Below are 20,798 nucleotides of genomic sequence, written 5' to 3'. Positions count from 1 at the left end.
CTCCGCCATTTCTCTCGATGTCAAGAGACTTGAGGTCAAGAGACTTCATGTCGACACAACCACTACACTGATCTCCATGGAGGACGAGGTCGATCGGCTGGTCGCAGCGTGGCGCCGGGAACGTCCGGACCTCGACGTGGAGCCGCTGGAAGTGCTCAGCCGGGTGAGCCGGCTCGCCCGGCATCTGGACCGTGCCCGGCGGCTCGCCTTCGCCGAGCATCAGCTGGAGCCGTGGGAGTTCGACGTGCTGACCGCACTGCGGCGCGCCGGCACGCCGTACCAGCTCTCCCCCGGCCAGCTGCTGACGCAGACCCTGGTCACCTCGGGCACGATGACCAACCGGATCGACCGGCTGGCCAAGAAGGGCCTGGTGGAGCGGCTGCCGGACCCGAGCGACCGGCGCGGCGTGCTGGTCCGGCTGACCGACACCGGCCGGGACCGCGCGGACCAGGCACTGGCCGGCCTGCTGGAGCAGGAGCGGGCGATCCTCGGCGAGCTGTCCAGTGCCCAGCGGGCGGAACTGGCCGGGCTGCTACGCCAGCTGACCGCCCCGTTCGACAACATCCCCGGTTAGGTCGGCCGGTCCGACCCCCGCGCGGCGGGCGAGGGCGACGGCCGCCAGCGTGGAGTGGACGCCCAGCTTGCCGAGGACGTTCTGCATATGGGTGCGCACGGTGTGCGGGGAGAGGAACAGCCGCTCGGCGACGGCCTTGCGGCCCAGCCCCGCGACCATGCAGCGCAGCACCTCCCGCTCGCGCGGGGTGAGGGACTCCACCAGCCGCTCGCTCTCGGTGCGGTGCCGGCGGGCGGCCGTCAGCTCCCTGAGGACGCCGGTGAGCAGCGCGGGCGGCAGATGCGTCTCGTCGCGCAGCACGCCCCGGATCACCGTCAGCAGCCGGGACAGCGAGCAGTCCTTCGCGACCCATCCGGAGGCGCCGGCCTGCAGCGCGAGCGCCGCGCGCCGGGAGTCGTCCTTCTCGGCGAGCACGACGATCCGCACCCCGGGCTGTGCGGCGCGCACGCCCGCGACCAGGGAGATCCCGTCGACGAGGCCCTCCTCGTCGCCGTCCTGCACGGGCACGGCCGGGCGGCCGCCGGGCACGGTGCCGCCGAGGTCGGCGTCGACCAGCAGCACGTCGAAGCGGCGGCCCTCCCCGGCCGCCCGCTCCAGGCAGCGCAGCGCGGCGGGGCCGCTGCCGGCCGCGGACACCTCGACGTCCGGCTCGGCGGCCAGGGCGGCGGCGAGCGACTCGGCGAAGATGCGGTGGTCGTCGACGACCAGGACTCGGATACGAACCACGAAACCCCTCCCGGACCGGGCCTGGTCCTGTGGAGAACGAGACGCCGCGCGGGCACGGCACCCGCGGAACGGACACGGCATCCACGGAAAGAGGCCACGCGCCGCACGGCCGCCGCCGTCGCGGAAACAGATACCCCACCGCGGGCGCCGTACCCGCCCGTCTCGCCCCCTGAACAGCACCGGCCCCCACCGGCGCTGCTCCTCAGAGTACGGATGGCGGCACGCGACGGAAGCGGATTTGCAGAACTGGCAGCCTTCAGGCGTGTGCCGTGAGCCGGGAGTTTCGTAGCGGGACGAAAGTCGACAGAGCCCGACGTGATCTGCCCGGGACAGATCACGCCGGTGTCACACCAGCCGGACCGCCCCCGCCGACGGCACCGCCTCGAACACGCGCGGGGTCCTGAAGCCCGCGGCGGCGAACGCCTCCTCGACGGCCTTGGTGAGGGTGTCCACCTCGGCCGCCTCCGTCAGGACGATCGCCGAGCCGCCGAAGCCGCCGCCGGTCATGCGGGCGCCGAGCGCGCCGTTCGCCAGAGCGGTGTCGACGACCAGGTCCAGCTCCGGGCAGGAGATGCGGAAGTCGTCGCGCAGGGAGGCGTGTCCCTCGGTGAGGACGGGGCCGATGGCGCGGGTGTCGCCGGCGTGGAGCAGGCCGACGACCCGTTCGACCCGCTGGTCCTCGGTCACCACGTGCCGGACCAGGCGGCGCACCTCCTCCTCGTCGCCCAGCCGCCGAAGCGCCGCGTCGAGGCCGTCGTAGGGGATGTCCCGCAGGGCGTCGACGCCGAGCAGGGCCGCGCCCTTCTCGCAGCCGGCCCGGCGCTTGCCGTACTCGCCGCCGCTGTGCGCGTGCTTGACCCGGGTGTCGACGACCAGCAGGCGCAGGCCCTCGGCGGCGAGGTCGAAGGGGATCTGCCGCTGGGACAGGTCGCGGGTGTCGAGGAACAGGGCGTGGCCGGCCTCGCAGCAGGCGGACGCCGTCTGGTCCATGATGCCGGTCGGGGCGCCGACGTAGACGTTCTCGGCGCGCTGGCACAGGCGCGCCAGCCTCCAGCCCGGCAGGCCGAGCTCGTACAGGTCGTTCAGGGCGAGGGCGGTCACCACCTCCAGCGCCGCCGAGGAGGACAGCCCCGCGCCGGTCGGGACGGTCGAGGACAGGTGGACGTCCGCGCCGGTCACCGCGTGGCCCGCCTCGCGCAGCGCCCAGACGACCCCCGCCGGGTACGCCGTCCAGTCGCCGTCGCTCTGCGGGTCCAGGGTGTCCAGCCGCAGCTCCTTCACGCCGCCCTCGATGTCCGCCGAGTGCAGGCGCAGGACGCCGTCGGCGCGCCGGGAGACCGCGGCGACGGTCCGGTGCGGCAGGGCGAACGGCATCACGAAGCCGTCGTTGTAGTCGGTGTGCTCACCGATCAGGTTGACCCGGCCCGGGGCCGCCCAGACGCCGTCCGGCGCGGCCCCGTACAGCTCGGTGAAGCGCTGCGCGACCTGCTGTGCCCCCACTACTGCCCCCTTGCGATGTGCTGAGCGAACCGCCAGGCGTCCGCGACGATGCCCGCGAGATCCGCGCGGGACGGGTTCCAGCCGAGTTTCTCGCGGGCGGCCTCGGCGGAGGCGACCAGGACCGCGGGGTCGCCGCCCCGGCGCGGGGCGACCACCTCGGGGATCGGGTGGCCGGTGACCTGCCGGACCGTCTCGATGACCTGGCGCACGGAGAAGCCCTCGCCGTTGCCGAGGTTACAGATCAGGTGCTCGCCCGGGCGGGCCGCCTCCAGGGCCAGCAGGTGGGCCTCGGCCAGGTCGGCGACGTGGATGTAGTCGCGCACGCAGGTGCCGTCCGGGGTCGGGTAGTCGTCGCCGTAGACGGAGATCGCCTCGCGGCGGCCCTGGGCGACCTGGAGGACCAGCGGGATGAGGTGCGACTCGGGGTCGTGGCGCTCGCCGTAGGCGCCGTAGGCGCCGGCCACGTTGAAGTAGCGCAGGGAGACCGCGGCCAGGCCGTGGGCGTCCGCCTCGCTGGTGATCATGTGGTCGACGGCCAGCTTGGTGGCGCCGTAGGGGTTGGTCGGCCGCGTGGGGGCGCTCTCCACGATCGGGACCTGCTCCGGCTCGCCGTAGGTGGCCGCCGTGGAGGAGAACACCAGCCTGCGCACGCCGGCCTCGCGCATGGCGCCGAGCAGCGCCAGCGAGCCGGCGACGTTGTTGTCCCAGTACTTCTCCGGCTTCACCACCGACTCGCCGACCTGCGAGGACGCGGCGAAGTGCAGCACGCCGTCGTAGGAGGGGTCGAGCCACTTGGCGGCGTCGCGGATGTCGCCCTCGACGAAGGCCGCGCCGGCCGGGACGCCCTCGCGGAAACCGGTGGAGAGGTTGTCCAGGACGGTGACCTCGTGGCCGGCCTCCAGCAGGTGCTGGGCCACGACACTGCCGACGTAACCGGCGCCACCGGTCACCAGGTACTTCATGAACTCGCTACCTCTCGCAGTCGCTCGGCCGCGCGCTCCGGCGGCACGTCGTTGATGAACACGTTCATGCCGGACTCGGAACCCGCGAGGAACTTCAGCTTGCCGGAAGTGCGGCGGATGGTGAAAAGCTCGAGGTGGAGCGCGAAGTCGTCGCGCGTGACGCCGTCGAACTCCTCCAGCGCGCCGAACGGGGCCTGGTGCCAGGCCGCGATGTACGGCGTCGGAGGCTCACCCTCGCCGAAGATCCGGTCGAAGCGCTTCAAGAGTTCCAGATACACCTGGGGGAACTCTGTGCGCGCCGCCTCGTCGAGGGCGAGCAGGTCGGGCACGCGGCGCTTCGGGTACAGGTGGACCTCGTACGGCCAGTGCGCCGCGTACGGCACGAACGCCGTCCAGTGTTCACCCTCGAGGACGACCCGCTCCCCGGCGCGTTCCTGTTCCAGGACGGCGTCGAAGAGGTTCCCGCCGCCGGTCGCCTCCTTGTGCGCGGCGAGCGAGCGGAGCATCAGCGCGGTGCGCGGAGTGGTGAACGGGTAGGCGTAGATCTGTCCGTGCGGGTGACCCAGGGTCACACCGATCTCGGCACCGCGGTTCTCGAAACAGAACACCTGCTCGACGGAGGGCAGATGCGACAGCTCCGACGTCCGGTCCGTCCAGGCGTCCAGCACCAGGCGCGCCTGCTCGACGCTCAGGTCGGCGAAGGAGGCATCGTGGTCGGAGGTGAAGCAGACGACCTCGCAGCGGCCGGAGTCCCCGGTGAGGGAGGGGAAGCGGTTCTCGAAGACGACGACGTCGTACGACGAGTCCGGGATCTCGCTCAGCCGGCCGTCCCGCGTCGGGCACAGGGGGCATTCGTCGGCCGGCGGGTGGTAGGTGCGGCCCTGGCGGTGGGAGGCGACGGCGACCGAGTCGCCGAGCAGCACGTCACGGCGGATCTCGGACGTTGTATGGGTCCGCTCCAGCGGGCGGCGGTCGACGGCGTCCCGCACGGTGTCGTCGCGCAGGTCGTAGTAGATGAGCTCACGACCGTCGGCCAGCCGTGTCGAGGTCTTCTTCAACGCCGGACTCCTCTACGTCCCGCACCCAACCACTCAACACAATCAAACATAACAGACCACACTCGACCACCCCCCGGTTCATCACAATCAAACAAAGAACACCACCAGAAGTGTTCAAATACTGAAGGCGGCGGCGTAGGTTCCGCTCTGGATCAGTTCGCGCAACGAAGCGAGTACCCATGCAAACCCCCACAGACAGCCCCGTGTACCTGGCGGCGCAGCTACGGCTCCCCACCAACTGGCTGGACTACACGATCCTGGCGATCTACTTCGTCGTCGTGCTCGGCATCGGCTTCGCGGCCCGCCGCTCGGTGAAGACCAGCCTCGACTTCTTCCTGTCCGGACGCTCGCTGCCCGCCTGGATCACCGGCCTCGCCTTCATCTCGGCGAACCTGGCGGCCACCGAGATCCTGGGCATGGCGGCGAACAGCGCCCAGTACGGCGCGTACACCGTGCACTGGTACTGGATCGGCGCCATCCCGGCCATGGTCTTCCTGGGCCTGGTGATGATGCCGTTCTACTACGGCAGCAAGGTCCGCTCGGTCCCCGAGTTCCTGCTGCTGCGCTTCGACCGGGCGGCCCATCTGCTCAGTTCGATCCTGTTCGCGTTCGCCGCCATCCTCATCGCGGGCGTCAACCTCTACGCCCTCGCGATCGTCGTGGAGGCCCTGCTGGGCTGGCCGCAGTGGGTGGCCATCGTGGTCGCCGGCGCCTTCGTCCTCGCGTACATCACCCTCGGCGGTCTGTCCTCGGCGATCTACAACGAGGTCCTGCAGTTCTTCGTGATCCTGGCCGCCCTCATCCCGATCACCGCGCTCGGCCTGAAGAAGGCCGGCGGCTGGGACGGCCTGACCCACAAGCTCACCGCGAGCCACGGGGCGAACTTCACCACCGCCTGGGGCGGCACCGGCATCGGCCACGTCAACCCGCTCGGCGCCAACTGGCTGACCATCGTCCTCGGCCTCGGCTTCGTCCTCTCCTTCGGATACTGGACCACCAACTTCGCCGAGGTGCAGCGCGCCCTGTCCGCCAAGAACCTCTCCGCCGGTCAGCGCACCCCGCTGATCGCCGCCTACCCGAAGATCTTCATCGTCTTCCTGGTGATGATCCCGGGCCTGGTCGCCGCCGCGCTCATCCCGAAGTTCGGCACCGCCGGCTCCGGCTACCAGTACAACGACGCCATCCCGTTCCTGATGCAGGAGCTGCTGCCCAACGGCGTGCTCGGCATCGCGGTCACCGGTCTGCTCGCCGCCTTCATGGCCGGCATGGCGGCCAACGTGTCGTCCTTCAACACCGTGTTCACCAACGACATCTGGGCGAAGTACGTGGTGCGGGGCCGCGAGGACGCGTACTACGTCGGGTTCGGCCGCATGATCACCGTCATCGGCGTCCTCGCCTCCATCGGCACGGCGTTCCTGGCGTCCTCGTTCTCCAACATCATGGCCTACCTGCAGACGCTGTTCTCCTTCTTCAACGTGCCGATGTTCGTGGTGTTCATCGTCGGCATGTTCTGGAAGCGGGCGTCCGCCAAGTCCGGCTTCTGGGGCCTGCTCGCCGGCACCGTGACCGCGATGGTCAACTACTTCGTCTTCTACAAGAAGGGGATCATCGCTATCCCCTCCGACCAGGGCGCCAACTTCGTCTCCGCCATCGCGGGCTTCGTCGCTGGCGCGGTCGTGATGGTCGCGGTGTCCCTGTTCACCAGGCCCAAGCCGGCCGAGGAGCTGCAGGGCCTGGTCTACGGCACCCGCTCCCCCGGCATGTCCGAACCGCCCGCGCCCGGGGACGAGGCCTGGTACCGCAGGCCGGCCCTGCTGGGCTGGGGCGCGGTCGTGCTGGCCGCCGTCTGCTACATCCCGTTCTCGTTCTGACGCGGGAGGATCGAGGAAACCATGAGCGACAACGCGCACTCCGACCGCCCGGGCGAGGGCTTCCACTACAGCGAGAAGGACGTCCTGCGGGAGGTCACCGAGCTGCAGGGCAAGTCCGCGACGGCGGCCCGCATCTTCGACCTGCGCCGCATCATCGGCGGCCTGTTCGTGCTGTACGGCGTCATCGTCACCATCACCGGCATCACCGACTCCAAGGCCGCCATCGACAAGGCCCAGGGCGTCAACATCAACCTCTGGACCGGGATCGGCATGCTCCTGCTGGGCATCTTCTTCCTGGTCTGGCTGAGGCTGCGGCCGACGCCTCCGCCGGTTCCCCCGGAGGGGCTGCCGGACCAGGAGCGGGGCGAGTAGCACCGCTTCCGTCTGCGGGTGCGTAGGGGCTGGTCGCGCAGTTCCCCGCGCCCCTTACGGGGCGCTGCCCGCCGCGGTAGCTGCGCCCAACGGGACCGCACCGACGCCGGGCGCCTACTCGGTGCCGGAAGCCAACGGCCCCGCCCGGTCCAGCAGTCCCGTCCGGGCGGCCAGCGCCGCCGCCTCCAGCCGCGACCCCACGCCCAGCTTCATCAGCACCCGCTGGACGTGGGTGCGGGCGGTGCTGGGCGCGATGCCCATGCCGGCGGCGATCACCCGGGTGTCCTCGCCGTCGGCCACCCGGACCAGCACCTCCACCTCCCGGGGCGTCAGCATCGACAGCAGGCGCTGGGCCTCGTCGTCGGGCTGCGCCGCGGGGTTGAGTAGCTCCCCGAACGCCCCCTGCAGCAGCTGCGGGGCGACCGCCGCCTCCCCGGCCCGCGCCTTCATGATCGCCCGCTCGACGCCCTCGATGCGCTCGTCGTGCCGCACGTATCCCGACGCGCCGGCCGCGAACGCCGCCGCGATGCCGCGCGGCGACGGCACCGGCCCGAGCACCAGCACCGCGACCTGCGGCCGCTCCCGCTTGATCTTCGTCACCGGGTCGAAGACGCCCGGTTCGGCCGGCGCCGCCGTACCCAGCAGGCACACCTCCGGCGCCCGCGCGATCACCAGGTCCGCCGCACCCGCGGCCGGCGCCGCCGCGGCGAGCACCCGGTGCCCGCGGAGCTTGAGCGCCGACGCGAGCGCCTCCGCGAGCAGGCGATGGTCGTCGACGACCATGAGCCGCACTCCCATAGAGCAACCCCCCAGTCCCCCCCATGGATGCCCCACTATGGACGCCCACCGGTCCGCAAGGACAGAGGGCCCCCCGGCACCTCCGCCCTCCATATGCCCCCGGAAGCTACACGCTTGTTCGACGTCGCGCTGCCCCTCTTGATGAGAAGTGCCCCGGATCGATGAAATCCGGGGCACTTCTCGGCAAGTCACCCATTCGGGCGAGATCCGCGACGGCGGGCCGATGGGACGGTCAGCCGCTCGTGCCGAACACCAGCACCAGGTCCTGTTCGCCGATCGACGACGTGCCCTTGCGGCGGGCGAAGATCTGCGCCATGTACAGGCGGCCGTCGCGGTAGAGGTACTCATGGCTGTCGGGCAGGAAGTTGCTCTCGGCCTCTCGCGCCTTCTGCTCGGCCGGGTTCACCAGCAGCTTGGTCTCCTTGAAGCTGCCGCCGTCGATGCTGACGACCTGACCGCCGTCCTTGTACGTCGGCGGCTTGTAGGCGAGCAGGTTGCTCCCGTCCATGCGCAGCGGCACGAGCGTGGTGCCGTCGCCCGCGTCGGCGCGCTGGCCCGTCGGCTTCCCGGTGGTGAGGTCGAAGGCGACGATCGAGTTGGTCCGGCCGAGGCCGGAGGAGGAGTCGTGCTCCGCGGTCGGCAGGTACAGCCTGCCGTTGCCGACGACGATCCCGTGGCAGTCCTCGAAGCGGGTGATGCCCTCGCACTTGCCGCCGTAGGCGTCGGCCGGCGCCGAGATGTGCGCGAGCAGCTTCCCCGTCCTGTCGTCGATGGAGAAGTAGTCCATGTTCCGGCTGCCGTCACCCACGACGGCGGCCACCACCAGCGGGTCGGTGGAGACGACGGAGGCCCTGTCGATGCCCTGGTCCATGCGGTACTCGGAGATCACCTTCCCCGTCTTCGGGTCCAGGGTCTGGATGAGCAGCCGCGCGTTGTCGACGTCTCCGCAGCTGCGCACCGCGACCAGCTTGGCGCCGCCGCCGTACCCGGCGTCGTAGCAGTCGTCGCCCGGTTTCGGCAGCCACAGCGGCTTGCCGGAGTCGATGTCGAAGGCGGCCCCGCCCTCGGTGTCGCCGACCGCGACGGTGCGCCGGCCGACCGTCACGTTCTGGTAACTGACCGGGTAGTCACCGGACTTGACCGTCTTCGTCCATAGCTTCTGGCCGGCGTTCAGATCGATCGCGGCGATCTGCGTGCATCCGGCGAAGTGGTCCTTCGTGTCCCACCTCGGCTGGTAGGTGATCGCGGTCCGGCCGTCGGAGGTGACCTGCTTGCTGGCCGCGCAGACCGGGCCGGGCAGTTTGATCGTCCACAGCCTGGTGCCCTTGGCCGGGTCGTAGCCGACGATCTCGGCGACGCCGCTCTTGGCGTACACCTTGCCGGTCAGCCACGAGCCCGCGGTGGTCACCACGTCGTCCGTGGTGGGAAGCGGCACCTTGAACAGCACCTTCGCCGCCGGGTCGGCCGGCACCTTCTCCTTGCCGCCGCCGGTGCCGCCGCTGCCGTTCTTGCCGCCGGTGCCGCCGCTGGAGGAGGCGGTGTCGTGCTTCTTGCCGCCGTCCCCGGAGGAGTTGGCGTACCAGATGCCGCCGGTGATGATCAGGGCGATGGCGACGACCGCCGCGACGACGATGACGAGCGCGGTGGTGTTCCGTCCGCCGCCCTGCCCCGGCTGCGGCGGCATCGGCGCCTGCGGTGACTGGCCCGGATAGCCGTAACCGGGCTGTACGGGCTGGGCGTACGGGTTCTGCGGCCCGGCCCCGTAACCGGCGGGGGGCTGCTGGCCGTAGACGGGAGCCTGCTGACCGTAGGCCGGGGCCTGCTGGCCGTACGGGTTCTGCTGCGGGCCGGGGTAGCCGTAGCCGGGCTGGGGCGGCTGCGGGGGCGGCGCCGGGTGCGGGTATCCGTAGCCGGGCGGCGGCTGAGGGGGCTGCTGCGGGGGCTGGTTCGGGTTCGTGGGGCCGAAGCCGGGCGGCTGCGGGGGCTGGTTCGGCGGTTGGCTCGGCGGCGGAGGGGGCGGCTGGGTCATGACGAGGGTACCTCGGTGAGGCTCGAAGAGCCTGTCGGGGACGGGGAGTTGAGACGATGGGAAGGGATGCCGGGCGGCGGCTCAGTTGCCGAAGGCCATGATCAGCTTCTCCTTCGCCTGGTCGCTGCCGGACAGCCGGCCGGAGGAGATGAAGAACCGCCCGTCGGCCCAGTCCACGACGCTGTCGTAGAAGGTGTCCTCGATCTCGGCGGTGCCCTGCGGGTTCTGCAGCAGCTTGGTGACGCCGTGGGAGGAGCCGGCGGCCGGGATCGACACCACCTGGCCGCCCGCGTCGAACGACGGCTGCACATAGGCGACGAGCTTGCCGCCCTCGGCCTTCACCGGGTACATCGGCTCGTTCGCCGGGGACTTCACCCGCCACTTCGCCTTCCCGTCGGCCAGGCCGATGGCGACGATCTCGTTGGCGCTCGCGGTGGCGTTCGTCGGCAGGTACAGCGTGTCGGCGTCCGCGGCCACGCCCTGGCAGCCCTGCAGATCGCGTTCGAGGATCGCCCAGCCGCAGCGCGGGCCGAACTTCTCGTCGACCTTCACCTCGGAGCGGAACGTGCCGTTCTTGGTGAAGGTGGAGATGTTCCAGGCCTTCTTGTCCTGGTTGGTCAGATAGACCACCAGCGGGTCAACGGAGAAGGCACGGGTGACCTGCCAGCCCTTCTTCACCGGCTGGGACCAGCGCACCTTGCCGGTGGCCGGGTCCAGTTCCTGGATCTCGTCGTGCGCGTTGCTGCCGCCGGCGCCGCAGGAGGACACCTGGATCAGCCGGTCGCTGCCGCCCGCGTAGGCGGCCGGGAAGCAGGCGGCGCCGTACTTCTCCTTGTCGTACAGCTTCTTGCCGCTGTCGATGTCGTACGCCGTGCCCGACTCCGAACGCCCCACCATCAGCGTCCTGCCGCTCACGGTCAGTTCGACGTTGAGCGCGCTGTCGAACAGCCCGCCGTCGGCGACCTTGGCGCTCCAGCCCTTCTCGCCGGTGCCCAGGTCGATCTGCTGCAGCTGGTTGCACTTCGCGTTGTCGCCCGCGCCGCTCATGTAGGCGACGACGACCTTGTCGTCCGCCGACTTCTGCGGGGTGACCGCGCATATCTTCTGCGGGAAGGAGAGCGGGCCCCAGGCGGGCCGGCCGTCGCCGACGCCGTAGGCGAAGACCTGCTTGTACGCCGCCTTCACCACCGCCTTGCCGGTGACCCACATGCCGGGCGCGTCGGCGCCGCCGCCGGGGGCGTCCGGGGCCGGCTTGTACCAGAGCACCTTCGCCTCACCGGCCTTGCGGCCCGCGTTGAGGTCCTCCGGGTCGTCACCGCCGCCGCTCGACGGGCTCGGCGAACCGGAGGAGGAGTGCTGGGAGCCGTCGCTCCGCTGCGCGACCGGCTTCTTCTTGCCGCCGTCGCCACCGCCGCTCGTGACCGCGTACACCGTGCCGCCGATGACGAGCAGGGCGGCCACCGCGGCGCCGATGACCAGCGCGGTCTTCCTCCCGCCGGACGCGGGGGCGGGCGCACCCGGATACGGCGGCTGCTGCGGGTGGCCGAAACCGGGCTGGGGCGCCGCCCCGTAGGGTCCCGGCTGCTGCGGATAGCCGTAGGGGGCGGGGGCGCCGTACGGGCCCGGCTGCTGCGGGTGGCCGTAACCGGGCTGCGGCGGGCCGGCCGGCGGCGGGGGCGCGGCGGGTGCGCCCGGGGCGCCGGGGGCGGACTGGGGCGCGCCCGGAGGGTTCTGCGGGACGCTCGGGGGGCCGAAGCCGCCCTGGGCCGGAGGCGGCTGGGGCGCGCCGAATCCGCCACCCTGCGGTGGCTGGTCCTGTGGCGCTCCGAACCCGCCCTGCGGCGGCTGACTGGGCGGCTGGGTCATCAGCGCTCTTCCCCCTCGTTCACTGATTCTTAGCCACGCCCTGAGGTTCTCGACGGACCCTGGGTCGTTACTCAGACGGTTCTCAGACGGCTCTTTCTATCACCCGGTACCGACAGCGCACGGGCCCGGATCCGCCGCTGTTCCCAAGGGACGACCGCCCTGTGATGCCGCCGTTACGCGCCTTCACGCCCCCTGCACGCGGCGCACGCAACAGCGGCGCGCGCGGCTTGATTCGAGCCGTGCGCGCCGGTTGCCGTCGCGTCCGTCCGCTGGTGGGCCGGCTACGCGTCCTCCGCCAACTCCAGCCAGCGCATCTCCAGTTCCTCGCGCTCGCCCGCGAGGTCGCGCAGCTGGGCGTCCAGGTCGGCGACCTTCGCGAAGTCGGTGGCGTTCTCGGCGATCTGGGCGTGCAGCCTGGACTCCTTCTCGGAGATCTTGTCCAACTGGCGCTCGATCCTCTGGAGTTCCTTCTTCGCGGCGCGCTGGTCGGCGGCGCTCTTCTCCGTGGTGGCCGGCTTGGGCGCCGCGGCGGCGGTCTGCGCGGCGACCGCCTCCTCCATGCGCCGGCGCCGCTCCAGGTACTCGTCGATGCCGCGCGGCAGCATCCGCAGGGTGCCGTCGCCGAGGAGGGCGAAGACGCGGTCCGTGGTGCGCTCGACGAAGAACCGGTCGTGGGAGATGACGATCATCGAGCCGGGCCAGCCGTCGAGGAGGTCCTCGAGCTGGGTGAGGGTCTCGATGTCGAGGTCGTTGGTGGGCTCGTCCAGGAAGAGGACGTTGGGCTCGTCCATCAGCAGGCGCAGCAGCTGCAGCCGCCGCCGCTCACCGCCCGACAGGTCGCCGACCGGCGTCCACTGCTTCTCCTTGTTGAAGCCGAACGTCTCGCACAGCTGCCCGGCGGTCATCTCGCGCCCCTTGCCGAGGTCGACGCGCTCGCGGACCCGCTGCACGGCCTCCAGCACCCGCCAGGTGGGGTCGAGTTCGGCGACCTCCTGGGAGAGGTAGGCGAGCTTGACCGTCCTGCCGACGGCGATACGGCCGCCGGCCGGCTGCTCCTCGCCGTCGGAGTACGCGGCGGCGGCCATGGCCCGCAGCAGCGAGGTCTTCCCCGCGCCGTTCACGCCGACGAGACCGATCCGGTCGCCGGGGCCGAGCTGCCAGGTGACGTGCTTGAGCAGCACCTTGGGTCCGGCCTGCACGGTGACGTCCTCGAGGTCGAAGACGGTCTTGCCGAGCCGCGAGGAGGCGAACTTCATCAGCTCGCCGCTGTCGCGGGGCGGCGGCACGTCCGCGATCAGCTCGTTGGCGGCCTCGACGCGGAACCGCGGCTTGGAGGTGCGCGCGGGCGCGCCGCGCCGCAGCCAGGCCAGCTCCTTGCGGATCAGGTTCTGCCGCTTGGCTTCCTCGGTGGCGGCGATCCGCTCACGCTCGGCGCGCGCGAAGACGTAGTCGGAGTAGCCGCCCTCGTACTCGTACACGTCACCGCGCTGCACGTCCCACATGCGGGTGCAGACCTGGTCGAGGAACCAGCGGTCGTGGGTGACGCACACCAGCGCCGAGCGCCGGTTCTGCAGGTGCTGCGCGAGCCAGGCGATGCCCTCGACGTCGAGGTGGTTGGTGGGCTCGTCGAGGACGATCAGGTCCTGTTCCTCGATGAGGAGCTTGGCGAGCGCGATACGGCGCCGCTCGCCGCCGGAGAGCGGACCGATGACGGTGTCCAGGCCCTTGGGGAACCCGGGCAGGTCCAGCCCGCCGAACAGCCCGGTCAGCACGTCCCTGACCTTCGCGTTGCCGGCCCACTCGTGGTCGGCCATGTCGCCGATCACCTCGTGCCGGACGGTGGCGGCCGGGTCGAGGGAGTCGTGCTGCGTGAGCACGCCGAGCCGCAGCCCGCCGGAGTGCGTGACCCGCCCGGTGTCCGCCTCCTCCAGCTTGGCCAGCATCCGGATGAGGGTGGTCTTGCCGTCGCCGTTGCGTCCGACGACCCCGATGCGGTCCCCTTCGGACACGCCGAGCGAGACGCCGTCCAGCAGGGCACGGGTGCCGTACACCTTGCTGACGTTCTCGACATTGACCAGGTTGACGGCCATTTCACTCCTGTGCGCGGGGCTGTGTCGACGTGCGGCTCCGCCGCGGGGTCAGCCTTCTAGCGTAGGGCCTCGGGGGTGAGGGGCGGGGCGCGAGGGGCTTGTCACTCTTTGTGATGACGTGATCCACAACGGGCCGCTACCGTGGAGGGCAGGCAGCAGGATCCCGTCCATGGGAGGAACCATGGCCGCCGAGTCCGTAAAGCACCGCGTCCAGTGGCCGGTGCCCCCGCAGGACGGCTACACCGTGGACGACCTGTTCACGCTGCCGGATCTCCCGCCGCACACCGAGCTGATCGACGGGAGCCTGGTTTTCGCGAGTCCGCAGCGCTACTTCCACTTCGCCGCGATCGACCTTCTGGTGAACGGGCTGCGCAGCACCGTACCGTCCGGCTTCAAGGTCGCACGCGAGATGACAGTGGTGCTGGACCGACGCAACGGCCCCGAACCGGACATCTCCGTGGTCCGGAAAGAAGCCGTCACCGACCGGCGTCAAACCCACTTCAAGGCCGCCGACGTCCTGCTCGCCGTCGAGGTGGTGTCGCCGGACTCCGAGGCCCGCGACCACAACAGCAAGCCGCTCAAGTACGCGGCAGCAGGCATCCCCCACTTCTGGCTCGTCGAGATGGCGGGCCAGGACGACCACCCCGCGGTCCAGGTGTACGAACTCGCCGAGGCCACCGGCACCTACGCACTGACCGGCATCTATCACGAGCACGTCAAGCTCAGCGTGCCCTACGACATCGCCATCGACCTGACCGCCATCGACAACCTCTGACCCCCTCAGACCACCGTCGCCCCCGGCACCGGCCCCGCCGCCGTCCGCACCGACCTGCACGTCCCGGACGTCCGCAGGGCCTCGGCCACCTTCTCCGCCGCCTCGGCATCCCGGGCGAGGAACGCCGTCGTGGGCCCGGAACCGGAGACCAGCGCGGCGAGCGCGCCCGCCCCGCGCCCCGCGTCCAGCGTGTCCGCCAGCTCGGGGAAGAGCGACAGCGCCGCAGGCTGGAGGTCATTGGCCGCGGCGGCGGCCAGCGCCTCCGCGTCCCCCTTCGCCAGCGCCTGCAGCAGCTCCGGCGAGGCCACCGGCTCCGGGATCTCCCGGCCCTCGGCCAGCCGGTCGAACTCGCGGAACACCGCCGGTGTCGACAGCCCCCGCCCGGCCATCGCGAACACCCAGTGGAAGGTGCCGCCGACCTCCAGGGCGGTCAGCCGCTCGCCCCGGCCGGTGCCCAGAGCGGCCCCGCCGACCAGGCTGAACGGCACGTCGCTGCCCAGGTCGGCGCAGATCGCCAGCAGCTCGGCCCGCGAAGCCGCCGTGCCCCACAGCCGGTCGCAGGCGAGCAGCGCGCCCGCGCCGTCCGCGCTGCCGCCCGCCATGCCGCCGGCGACCGGGATGTCCTTGGCGATGTGGATGTGGACGTCCGGCTCGATCCCGCGCCGCCCGGCGAGGGCGATCGCGGCGCGCGCGGCGAGGTTGGTGCGGTCCAGCGGCACCTGGGCGGCGTCCGGGCCCTCGCAGGTGATCCGGAGTTCCTCCGCGGGGGTCACCGTCACCTCGTCGTAGAGGCCGACGGCGAGGAAGACGTTGGCGAGGTCGTGGAACCCGTCGGGGCGGGCGGCGCCGACCGCGAGCTGGACGTTGACCTTGGCCGGTACCCGTACCGTGACGCTCACGCGCCCGCCTCCCTGTTCTCCGCGATCCGCGCGAACTCCTCCACCGTCAGCGACTCGCCGCGTGCCTGGGGCGAGACGCCGGCCGCGACCAGGGCGGCCTCCGCCGCGGCGGCGGATCCGGCCCAGCCGGCGAGCGCCGCCCGCAGGGTCTTGCGGCGCTGCGCGAACGCCGCGTCGATCACCGCGAAGACCTCCTCCTTGGCGGCCGTGGTCTTCACCGGCTCCGCCCGCCGCACCAGGGACACCAGCCCGCTGTCGACGTTCGGCGCGGGCCAGAAGACGTTGCGGCCGATGGCCCCGGCCCGCTTCACCTCGGCGTACCAGTTGGCCTTCACCGACGGCACGCCGTACACCTTCGAGCCGGGCGGGGCCGAGAGCCGGTCGGCGACCTCGGACTGCACCATGACGAGGGTCCGCTCGATGCTCGGGAAGGTGTCGAGCATGTGCAGCAGCACGGGGACGGCGACGTTGTAGGGGAGGTTCGCCACCAGGGCGGTCGGCGGGGGGCCGGGCAGTTCGGTGACGTGCATCGCGTCGGAGTGGACCAGCGCGAACCGGTCTGCGCGCGCCGGCATGCGCGCCCCGATGGTGGCGGGCAGGGCCGCGGCGAGCACGTCGTCGATCTCGACGGCGGTCACCCGGTCGGCGACCTCCAGCAGCGCGAGCGTGAGGGAGCCGAGCCCCGGCCCGACCTCGACGACCACGTCCTCGGGGCGGACCTCGGCGGTGCGCACGATACGGCGGACCGTGTTGGCGTCGATCACGAAGTTCTGGCCGCGCTGCTTGGTGGGACGGACACCGAGCGCTGCCGCGAGTTCGCGGATGTCGGCCGGTCCGAGAAGGGCGTCGGGGGTGGGGCTGCTCACGGGGACAAGAGTACGGGGACCCGGCCGCCCGGCTCGCCGGCACCGGGCGCGCCCGGCCGCCACCGCCCGCGCCCCGCCACGGACAGCGAGCCCGAGACGCCAGGCCCCCGCACCCTCGAACCCACACCCGGCCACGGACCGGAAGCCCGGCGGCGCCCGGATCCCGCGCCATCGAACCGGCACCCGGCCGCTGACAGCGAGCCCTACAGCGCCTCATCCGTGCAACCGCACCCCGCAGTGCGGCCAGGGCGACGTCCCCCGGCGCTTGTACAGCTTCTTCGCGCGGAAGGTCTGTTCCGCCGCCGGGGCGTCCTGGGGGCGGCCGCTGCCGCCGAGGCTGTGCCAGGTGCGGGTGTCGAACTGGTAGAGCCCGCCGTACGTCCCGGACGAGTCGACCGCGTGCGACCGGCCGCCGGACTCGCAGACGGCCAGACCGCGCCAGTTCAGGCCGTCCGCGCCGCTCACGGTCCTCGGCAGCGCCTTGGTGCCCACCTTCACGATCTGCGTGCGCGGCCCGCGGACCACCTCGGAGGTCACCCGGCGCGCCTTGTCCCGGACGCCGTTGACGGTCCGCAGGAGGTAGGTGTCGCGCCGCAGCCCGGGCCGTCCGGACTGCACGACGACCTCGGCGCCCCGGAACAGGGTGGGGTCCTTGACCCGCTCGACCCTGAACGGGATCACTTCCTCGCGGACCTCCCGGGTGCCGCTGATCCGCAGCACGGTCACCGTCTGCCCGTCGCGCGGGAAGCTGTCGGGCGGGACGGAGGTGGTGTCCTGGCCGTGCAGGGTGATGCCGGCCTCCTCGACGGCCTCGCGGACGGTGGCGGCGTTGGTGCGGATGGCGTGGGAGCGGCCGTCGGCCATGACCGTGACGGTCCGCTCGGTGCGTACGTCGAGGTCGAGTCCGGCGCGTCCGATGGGCCGGCTGCGGGAGGCGGACAGGTAGGCGCCCTCCGCGCGCACCCCCAGCTCGTTCAGCGCGCCTTCCACGGTGTGCGCCGTCGTCCACACCTCGCGCCGCCTGCCGTCGAGGGTGAGCCGGACGGGGCGTCCGTAGCGCACGGCGACCTCGTCGCCGCCGGCGAGGGCCGTGTCGGGGGCGGGCACCACCATGTCGTGCGCCCCGACGCGCACGCCCTCCTCCGCGAGGAGCCCGCGCACGTCGTCGGCGAAGGTGTGCAGGGTGCGCTGATGGCCGTCGACGGTCAGCTCGACCGCCTTGTCCTGGGCGACGAAGGCGGTGGTGCCGCCGGCGAGGAAGGCCACGACCAGCGCCTGCGGCAGCAGACGGCGCACGGCGGACTCCGGGCGTTCCATGCCGCGCGCCCTGCGCCGGCGTGCGGCCCGCCCGCTCACCTCGGCGGCCGGAGCGTCGTCGTGCGCCTCCTCGTCCGGGCCGCCCGGGGCGCGGGTCACGCCCACGCCCCGCCGGGGCCGCTCCGGCTCCTGGACGAGGTGGGCCTGCGCCTCGTAGGCCGGCCGGTAGGTGTCCCGGTACAGCCCGGACGGCAGGGTCTCAGCGGTGTGCAGGCAGGTGCCAGGGCCGTACGGCTCGTACGGCGGCTGGGGCCCGGGCGGCTGGTGGGACGACGCACCGGGCTGCTCGTGCCGCTCCTGCGGCCCATCGGTCCCGAACGTCTCGTACTGCGACTTGCTCACGCCGACACGCTCCAGAGGTGCCAGAGGGGTCCGGAGAGGTCCGGATCGGGCCCACAGAACCTAGCGGAGCGTTCGTCACTCTCCAAAGCGACTCGACTACGCACAGTTGCACGTCGAGCCGTTCGGCCTATTTACGTACTAGCAGACGAGCGGGGGGTTCAGTACCCGAAGGCGCGGGCCGTGTTGGCGGCCAGGGCCGTGGCCAGCGCGTCCTCGTCGATGCCGCGCACGGCGGCCATCGCCCGGACCGTGACCGGGACGAGGTAGGGCGCGTTGGGCCGGCCACGGTACGGCGCCGGGGTGAGGAAGGGCGCGTCGGTCTCCACGAGGACCAGCTCCAGCGGGGCGACGGCGAGGGCGTCCCGCAGGTTCTGGGCGTTCTTGAAGGTGACGTTCCCCGCGAAGGACATGTAGTAGCCCTCGCGGGCGCAGATCCGTGCCATCTCCGCATCGCCCGAGTAGCAGTGGAAGACGGTGCGCTCGGGGGCGCCCTCCTCCTTCAGCACGCGCAGGACGTCCGCGTGCGCCTCCCGGTCGTGGATGACGAGCGCCTTGTCGTGCCGCTTGGCGATCTCGATGTGCGCGCGGAACGACCGCTCCTGGGCCGCCTTGCCCCCGGGGCCCGTGCGGAAGTAGTCGAGCCCGGTCTCGCCGACGCCCTTGACCTGGGGCAGCGCGGCCAGCCGGTCGATCTCGGCGAGGGCCTCGTCCAGCGCGGCGTCCCCGCCGGGCTCGCGGGCGCCCTGCCGGGACCATCCGTCGGGATCGCCGTGCACGATGCGCGGGGCCTCGTTCGGGTGCAGGGCGACGGCGGCGTGGACGCTGTCGTGGGCGGCGGCGGTCTCGGCGGCCCACCGAGAGCCCTTGATGTCGCAGCCGACCTGGACGACGGTCGTCACCCCCACCGACGCGGCCTTCGCGAGGCCCTCCTCGACCGTGCCGGACTGCATGTCGAGATGGGTGTGCGAGTCGGCGACCGGGATCCGCAGCGGCGCCGGGAGCGGCGGTGCGGCGTTCTTGTCGCCCTTGGCGGTCTGGCCGGCGTTCGAAGGCATGCCCCGATCCTACGAAAGGGGCATGCCCGCACCGGCCGGCGATCCGCTCAGCCGGCCTTGCGGTGGAAGGAGTGGAGGAGATCCGACAGATGCCAGTGGTGCCGCTCCTCGGGCCGGTCGGGCACCTGCGGCGCCTCGACCGGGCCCGCCTGCGGCACGACGTGGTGCGGGTCGGCGGCGCCGCGCACCGAGGAGACCTGCCCCGCCCGCATGATCCGTACGACATGACCGTCGCAGTTGTGGCAGCGCGGCCGGCTCAGCGGCGACGGCACGACCCGGCCGTCGGCCACGTACAGCACGAACTCCTGCCCGTCGCCGTCCCTGTGGTGCTCTATCTCGTACGACTGCTCCCAGCCGTGCCCGCATCGCATGCAGGCGAAGGCGTACGACTCGTGGACGACGGCGGTGGGCGTGCCACGGAGGCCGGTCTGCCCTGCGATCTCGCTCATGCCAGCTCCTCTTGTCCGCTGGACAAACGCCCCGGAACGGGGCGTCTCTTCAACCAGTGGACGCCTTCGCCGGCGCGAACGCAGCCGGGCTGTCGAGTGTTGGAGGCGATTTGGGCCTTCCTTGCAGAAAGGGCCCCGATCGGCGGCGTTTCGCTTTGCCATCGGCGACAGCCCTTTGCCGTCTCATGGCCCGCCCGCTCACCCGAGAACAGCCCTGCTCAGAGCGGGTGTGCGCAGCGTCACCCGCGGCGCGCGGGAGCCGCGCGAAACGGGCGCCCGCACACCCGCGGCCGTCGCCGGCGCACGCCCCGGGCCGTCGGCCGACCGAACCGCTGTCACTCACCCGAACGCTTCGCAGCAACCACCGCGTCGAAGACGACCCTCTTGGGCACCCCCGCCTCGACCGCCACCGCGGCGATCGCCTCCTTGCGCCGCTCCCCCGCCTCCTCGCGCGCGCGTACCCGCCGCACCAGCTCCTCCGCGTCCAGGTCCCCGGGGCCGCTCTCCGGCGCGCCCTCGACCACGACGGTGATCTCCCCGCGGACCCCCTCCGCGGCCCACCGCGCCAGCTCGGCCAGCGGACCGCGCCGCACCTCCTCGTACGTCTTGGTCAGCTCGCGGCACACGGCGGCCCGCCGGTCGGCGCCGAAGACCTCGGCCATCGCGGCGAGGGTGTCGTCGAGCCGGTGCGGGGCTTCGAAGTAGACGAGGGTGCGCCGCTCGGCCGCGGCCTCCCGCAGCCGGGACAGCCGCTCACCGGCCTTGCGCGGCAGGAAGCCCTCGAAGCAGAACCGGTCGACGGGCAGCCCCGACAGGGCGAGCGCGGTGAGCACGGCGGACGGCCCCGGCACGGCGGTGACCCGGATGTCCTGCTCCACCGCCGCCGCGACCAGCCGGTAGCCCGGATCGGACACGGACGGCATCCCGGCGTCGGTCACGAGCAGCACGCGCGCGCCGCCGAGCAGCTCATGGACCAGCTCCGGGGTGCGGGCGGACTCGTTGCCCTCGAAGTACGACACCACGCGGCCCTTGGGGGTGACGCCGAGGGCCTGGGTGAGCCGGCGCAGCCGCCGGGTGTCCTCGGCGGCGACCACGTCGGCGCCGGCCAGCTCCTCGGCCAGCCGGGGCGGCGCGTCCGCGATGTCGCCGATGGGGGTTCCTGCCAGGACAAGGGTTCCAGTCACACCCCCATCCTCCCAGGAGCCGCCGACAGCCCGGCCCGCACCGGCGGGCGGCCCGCGGCGGACCG

18 protein-coding genes are annotated in these 20,798 nt (G+C 72.1%); 4 read left to right on the top strand and 14 right to left on the bottom strand.

Going from position 1 to position 20,798, the window contains the following annotated elements:
* Positions 1–76 precede the first annotated feature (76 nt).
* A complete protein-coding gene (tamR, locus tag OG956_RS20850) occupies positions 77–574 on the top strand; it encodes a MarR family transcriptional regulator TamR (RefSeq protein ID WP_330339505.1) in 498 nt (165 codons plus the stop codon).
* Here the strand turns inward: tamR and OG956_RS20845 are convergent.
* The 4 genes from OG956_RS20845 to galT form a co-directional block, all read right to left on the bottom strand.
* A complete protein-coding gene (locus OG956_RS20845; RefSeq protein WP_330339504.1) occupies positions 533–1,300 on the bottom strand; it encodes a response regulator transcription factor in 768 nt (255 codons plus the stop codon). The genes tamR and OG956_RS20845 overlap by 42 nt on opposite strands.
* Before the next feature lie 345 nt (positions 1,301–1,645).
* A complete protein-coding gene (galK, locus tag OG956_RS20840; RefSeq protein WP_330339503.1) occupies positions 1,646–2,800 on the bottom strand; it encodes a galactokinase in 1,155 nt (384 codons plus the stop codon).
* Complete coding sequence (gene galE / locus OG956_RS20835) at positions 2,800–3,762, bottom strand: UDP-glucose 4-epimerase GalE (protein WP_330339502.1); 963 nt, start codon at positions 3,760–3,762, stop codon at positions 2,800–2,802. Before galE ends, galK begins: the two co-directional genes overlap by 1 nt.
* Complete coding sequence (gene galT, locus OG956_RS20830; protein WP_330339501.1) at positions 3,759–4,820, bottom strand: galactose-1-phosphate uridylyltransferase; 1,062 nt, start codon at positions 4,818–4,820, stop codon at positions 3,759–3,761. The genes galE and galT overlap by 4 nt, the downstream gene beginning before the upstream one ends.
* Positions 4,821–4,999: 179 nt before the next feature.
* Between galT and OG956_RS20825 the strand changes: the two genes are divergently transcribed.
* On the top strand, positions 5,000–6,691 hold the full coding sequence (locus OG956_RS20825; protein WP_330339500.1) for a sodium:solute symporter family protein: 1,692 nt from the start codon (positions 5,000–5,002) through the stop codon (positions 6,689–6,691).
* Between the two features lie 21 nt (positions 6,692–6,712).
* Positions 6,713–7,063: a hypothetical protein gene (locus tag OG956_RS20820; RefSeq protein WP_330339499.1), complete on the top strand. Its 351-nt coding sequence runs from the start codon at positions 6,713–6,715 to the stop codon at positions 7,061–7,063.
* Between the two features lie 114 nt (positions 7,064–7,177).
* Here the strand turns inward: OG956_RS20820 and OG956_RS20815 are convergent, their stop codons facing one another.
* The 4 genes from OG956_RS20815 to OG956_RS20800 all read right to left on the bottom strand — a co-directional run bounded on the left by OG956_RS20815 (position 7,178) and on the right by OG956_RS20800 (position 13,846).
* The gene (locus OG956_RS20815; RefSeq protein WP_330339498.1) at positions 7,178–7,861 is read right to left on the bottom strand and encodes a helix-turn-helix transcriptional regulator; all 684 of its coding nucleotides are present in this window, start codon (positions 7,859–7,861) and stop codon (positions 7,178–7,180) included.
* A 232-nt stretch (positions 7,862–8,093) separates the two neighbouring features.
* Positions 8,094–9,890, bottom strand: a complete 1,797-nt coding sequence (locus OG956_RS20810) for an outer membrane protein assembly factor BamB family protein (protein WP_330339497.1) — start codon at positions 9,888–9,890, stop codon at positions 8,094–8,096.
* A gap of 81 nt (positions 9,891–9,971) precedes the next feature.
* Positions 9,972–11,756, bottom strand: coding sequence for an outer membrane protein assembly factor BamB family protein (locus tag OG956_RS20805; RefSeq protein WP_330339496.1), 1,785 nt, complete (start codon positions 11,754–11,756; stop codon positions 9,972–9,974).
* A gap of 281 nt (positions 11,757–12,037) precedes the next feature.
* The gene (locus OG956_RS20800; RefSeq protein ID WP_330339495.1) at positions 12,038–13,846 is read right to left on the bottom strand and encodes an ABC-F family ATP-binding cassette domain-containing protein; all 1,809 of its coding nucleotides are present in this window, start codon (positions 13,844–13,846) and stop codon (positions 12,038–12,040) included.
* Positions 13,847–14,027: 181 nt separating this feature from the next.
* On the opposite strand from OG956_RS20800, the gene OG956_RS20795 reads away from it, so the two are divergent.
* The gene (locus OG956_RS20795) at positions 14,028–14,621 is read left to right on the top strand and encodes a Uma2 family endonuclease (RefSeq protein WP_443065686.1); all 594 of its coding nucleotides are present in this window, start codon (positions 14,028–14,030) and stop codon (positions 14,619–14,621) included.
* Between the two features lie 5 nt (positions 14,622–14,626).
* Here OG956_RS20795 and OG956_RS20790 read toward each other — a convergent pair whose 3' ends face one another.
* The 6 genes from OG956_RS20790 to rsmI form a co-directional block, all read right to left on the bottom strand.
* Positions 14,627–15,520: a 4-(cytidine 5'-diphospho)-2-C-methyl-D-erythritol kinase gene (locus OG956_RS20790; RefSeq protein ID WP_330339493.1), complete on the bottom strand. Its 894-nt coding sequence runs from the start codon at positions 15,518–15,520 to the stop codon at positions 14,627–14,629.
* Positions 15,517–16,386 carry a 16S rRNA (adenine(1518)-N(6)/adenine(1519)-N(6))-dimethyltransferase RsmA gene (gene rsmA / locus OG956_RS20785; protein WP_330339492.1) on the bottom strand — a complete coding sequence of 290 codons (870 nt, stop codon included), beginning with the start codon at positions 16,384–16,386 and terminating at the stop codon, positions 15,517–15,519. The genes OG956_RS20790 and rsmA overlap by 4 nt, the downstream gene beginning before the upstream one ends.
* 213 nt (positions 16,387–16,599) lie before the next feature.
* On the bottom strand, positions 16,600–18,045 hold the full coding sequence (locus OG956_RS20780; RefSeq protein WP_330339491.1) for a ubiquitin-like domain-containing protein: 1,446 nt from the start codon (positions 18,043–18,045) through the stop codon (positions 16,600–16,602).
* Between the two features lie 158 nt (positions 18,046–18,203).
* Positions 18,204–19,100, bottom strand: coding sequence for a TatD family hydrolase (locus OG956_RS20775; RefSeq protein WP_330339490.1), 897 nt, complete (start codon positions 19,098–19,100; stop codon positions 18,204–18,206).
* Positions 19,101–19,147: 47 nt separating this feature from the next.
* Complete coding sequence (locus tag OG956_RS20770; RefSeq protein WP_330339489.1) at positions 19,148–19,549, bottom strand: hypothetical protein; 402 nt, start codon at positions 19,547–19,549, stop codon at positions 19,148–19,150.
* 335 nt (positions 19,550–19,884) lie between these two features.
* Positions 19,885–20,733 carry a 16S rRNA (cytidine(1402)-2'-O)-methyltransferase gene (rsmI, locus tag OG956_RS20765; RefSeq protein ID WP_330339488.1) on the bottom strand — a complete coding sequence of 283 codons (849 nt, stop codon included), beginning with the start codon at positions 20,731–20,733 and terminating at the stop codon, positions 19,885–19,887.
* Positions 20,734–20,798 lie beyond the last annotated feature (65 nt).

The organism is Streptomyces sp. NBC_00557, from assembly GCF_036345995.1.
Lineage (GTDB): Bacteria > Actinomycetota > Actinomycetes > Streptomycetales > Streptomycetaceae > Streptomyces.
This window is presented reverse-complemented; position numbering and strand designations above follow the sequence as displayed.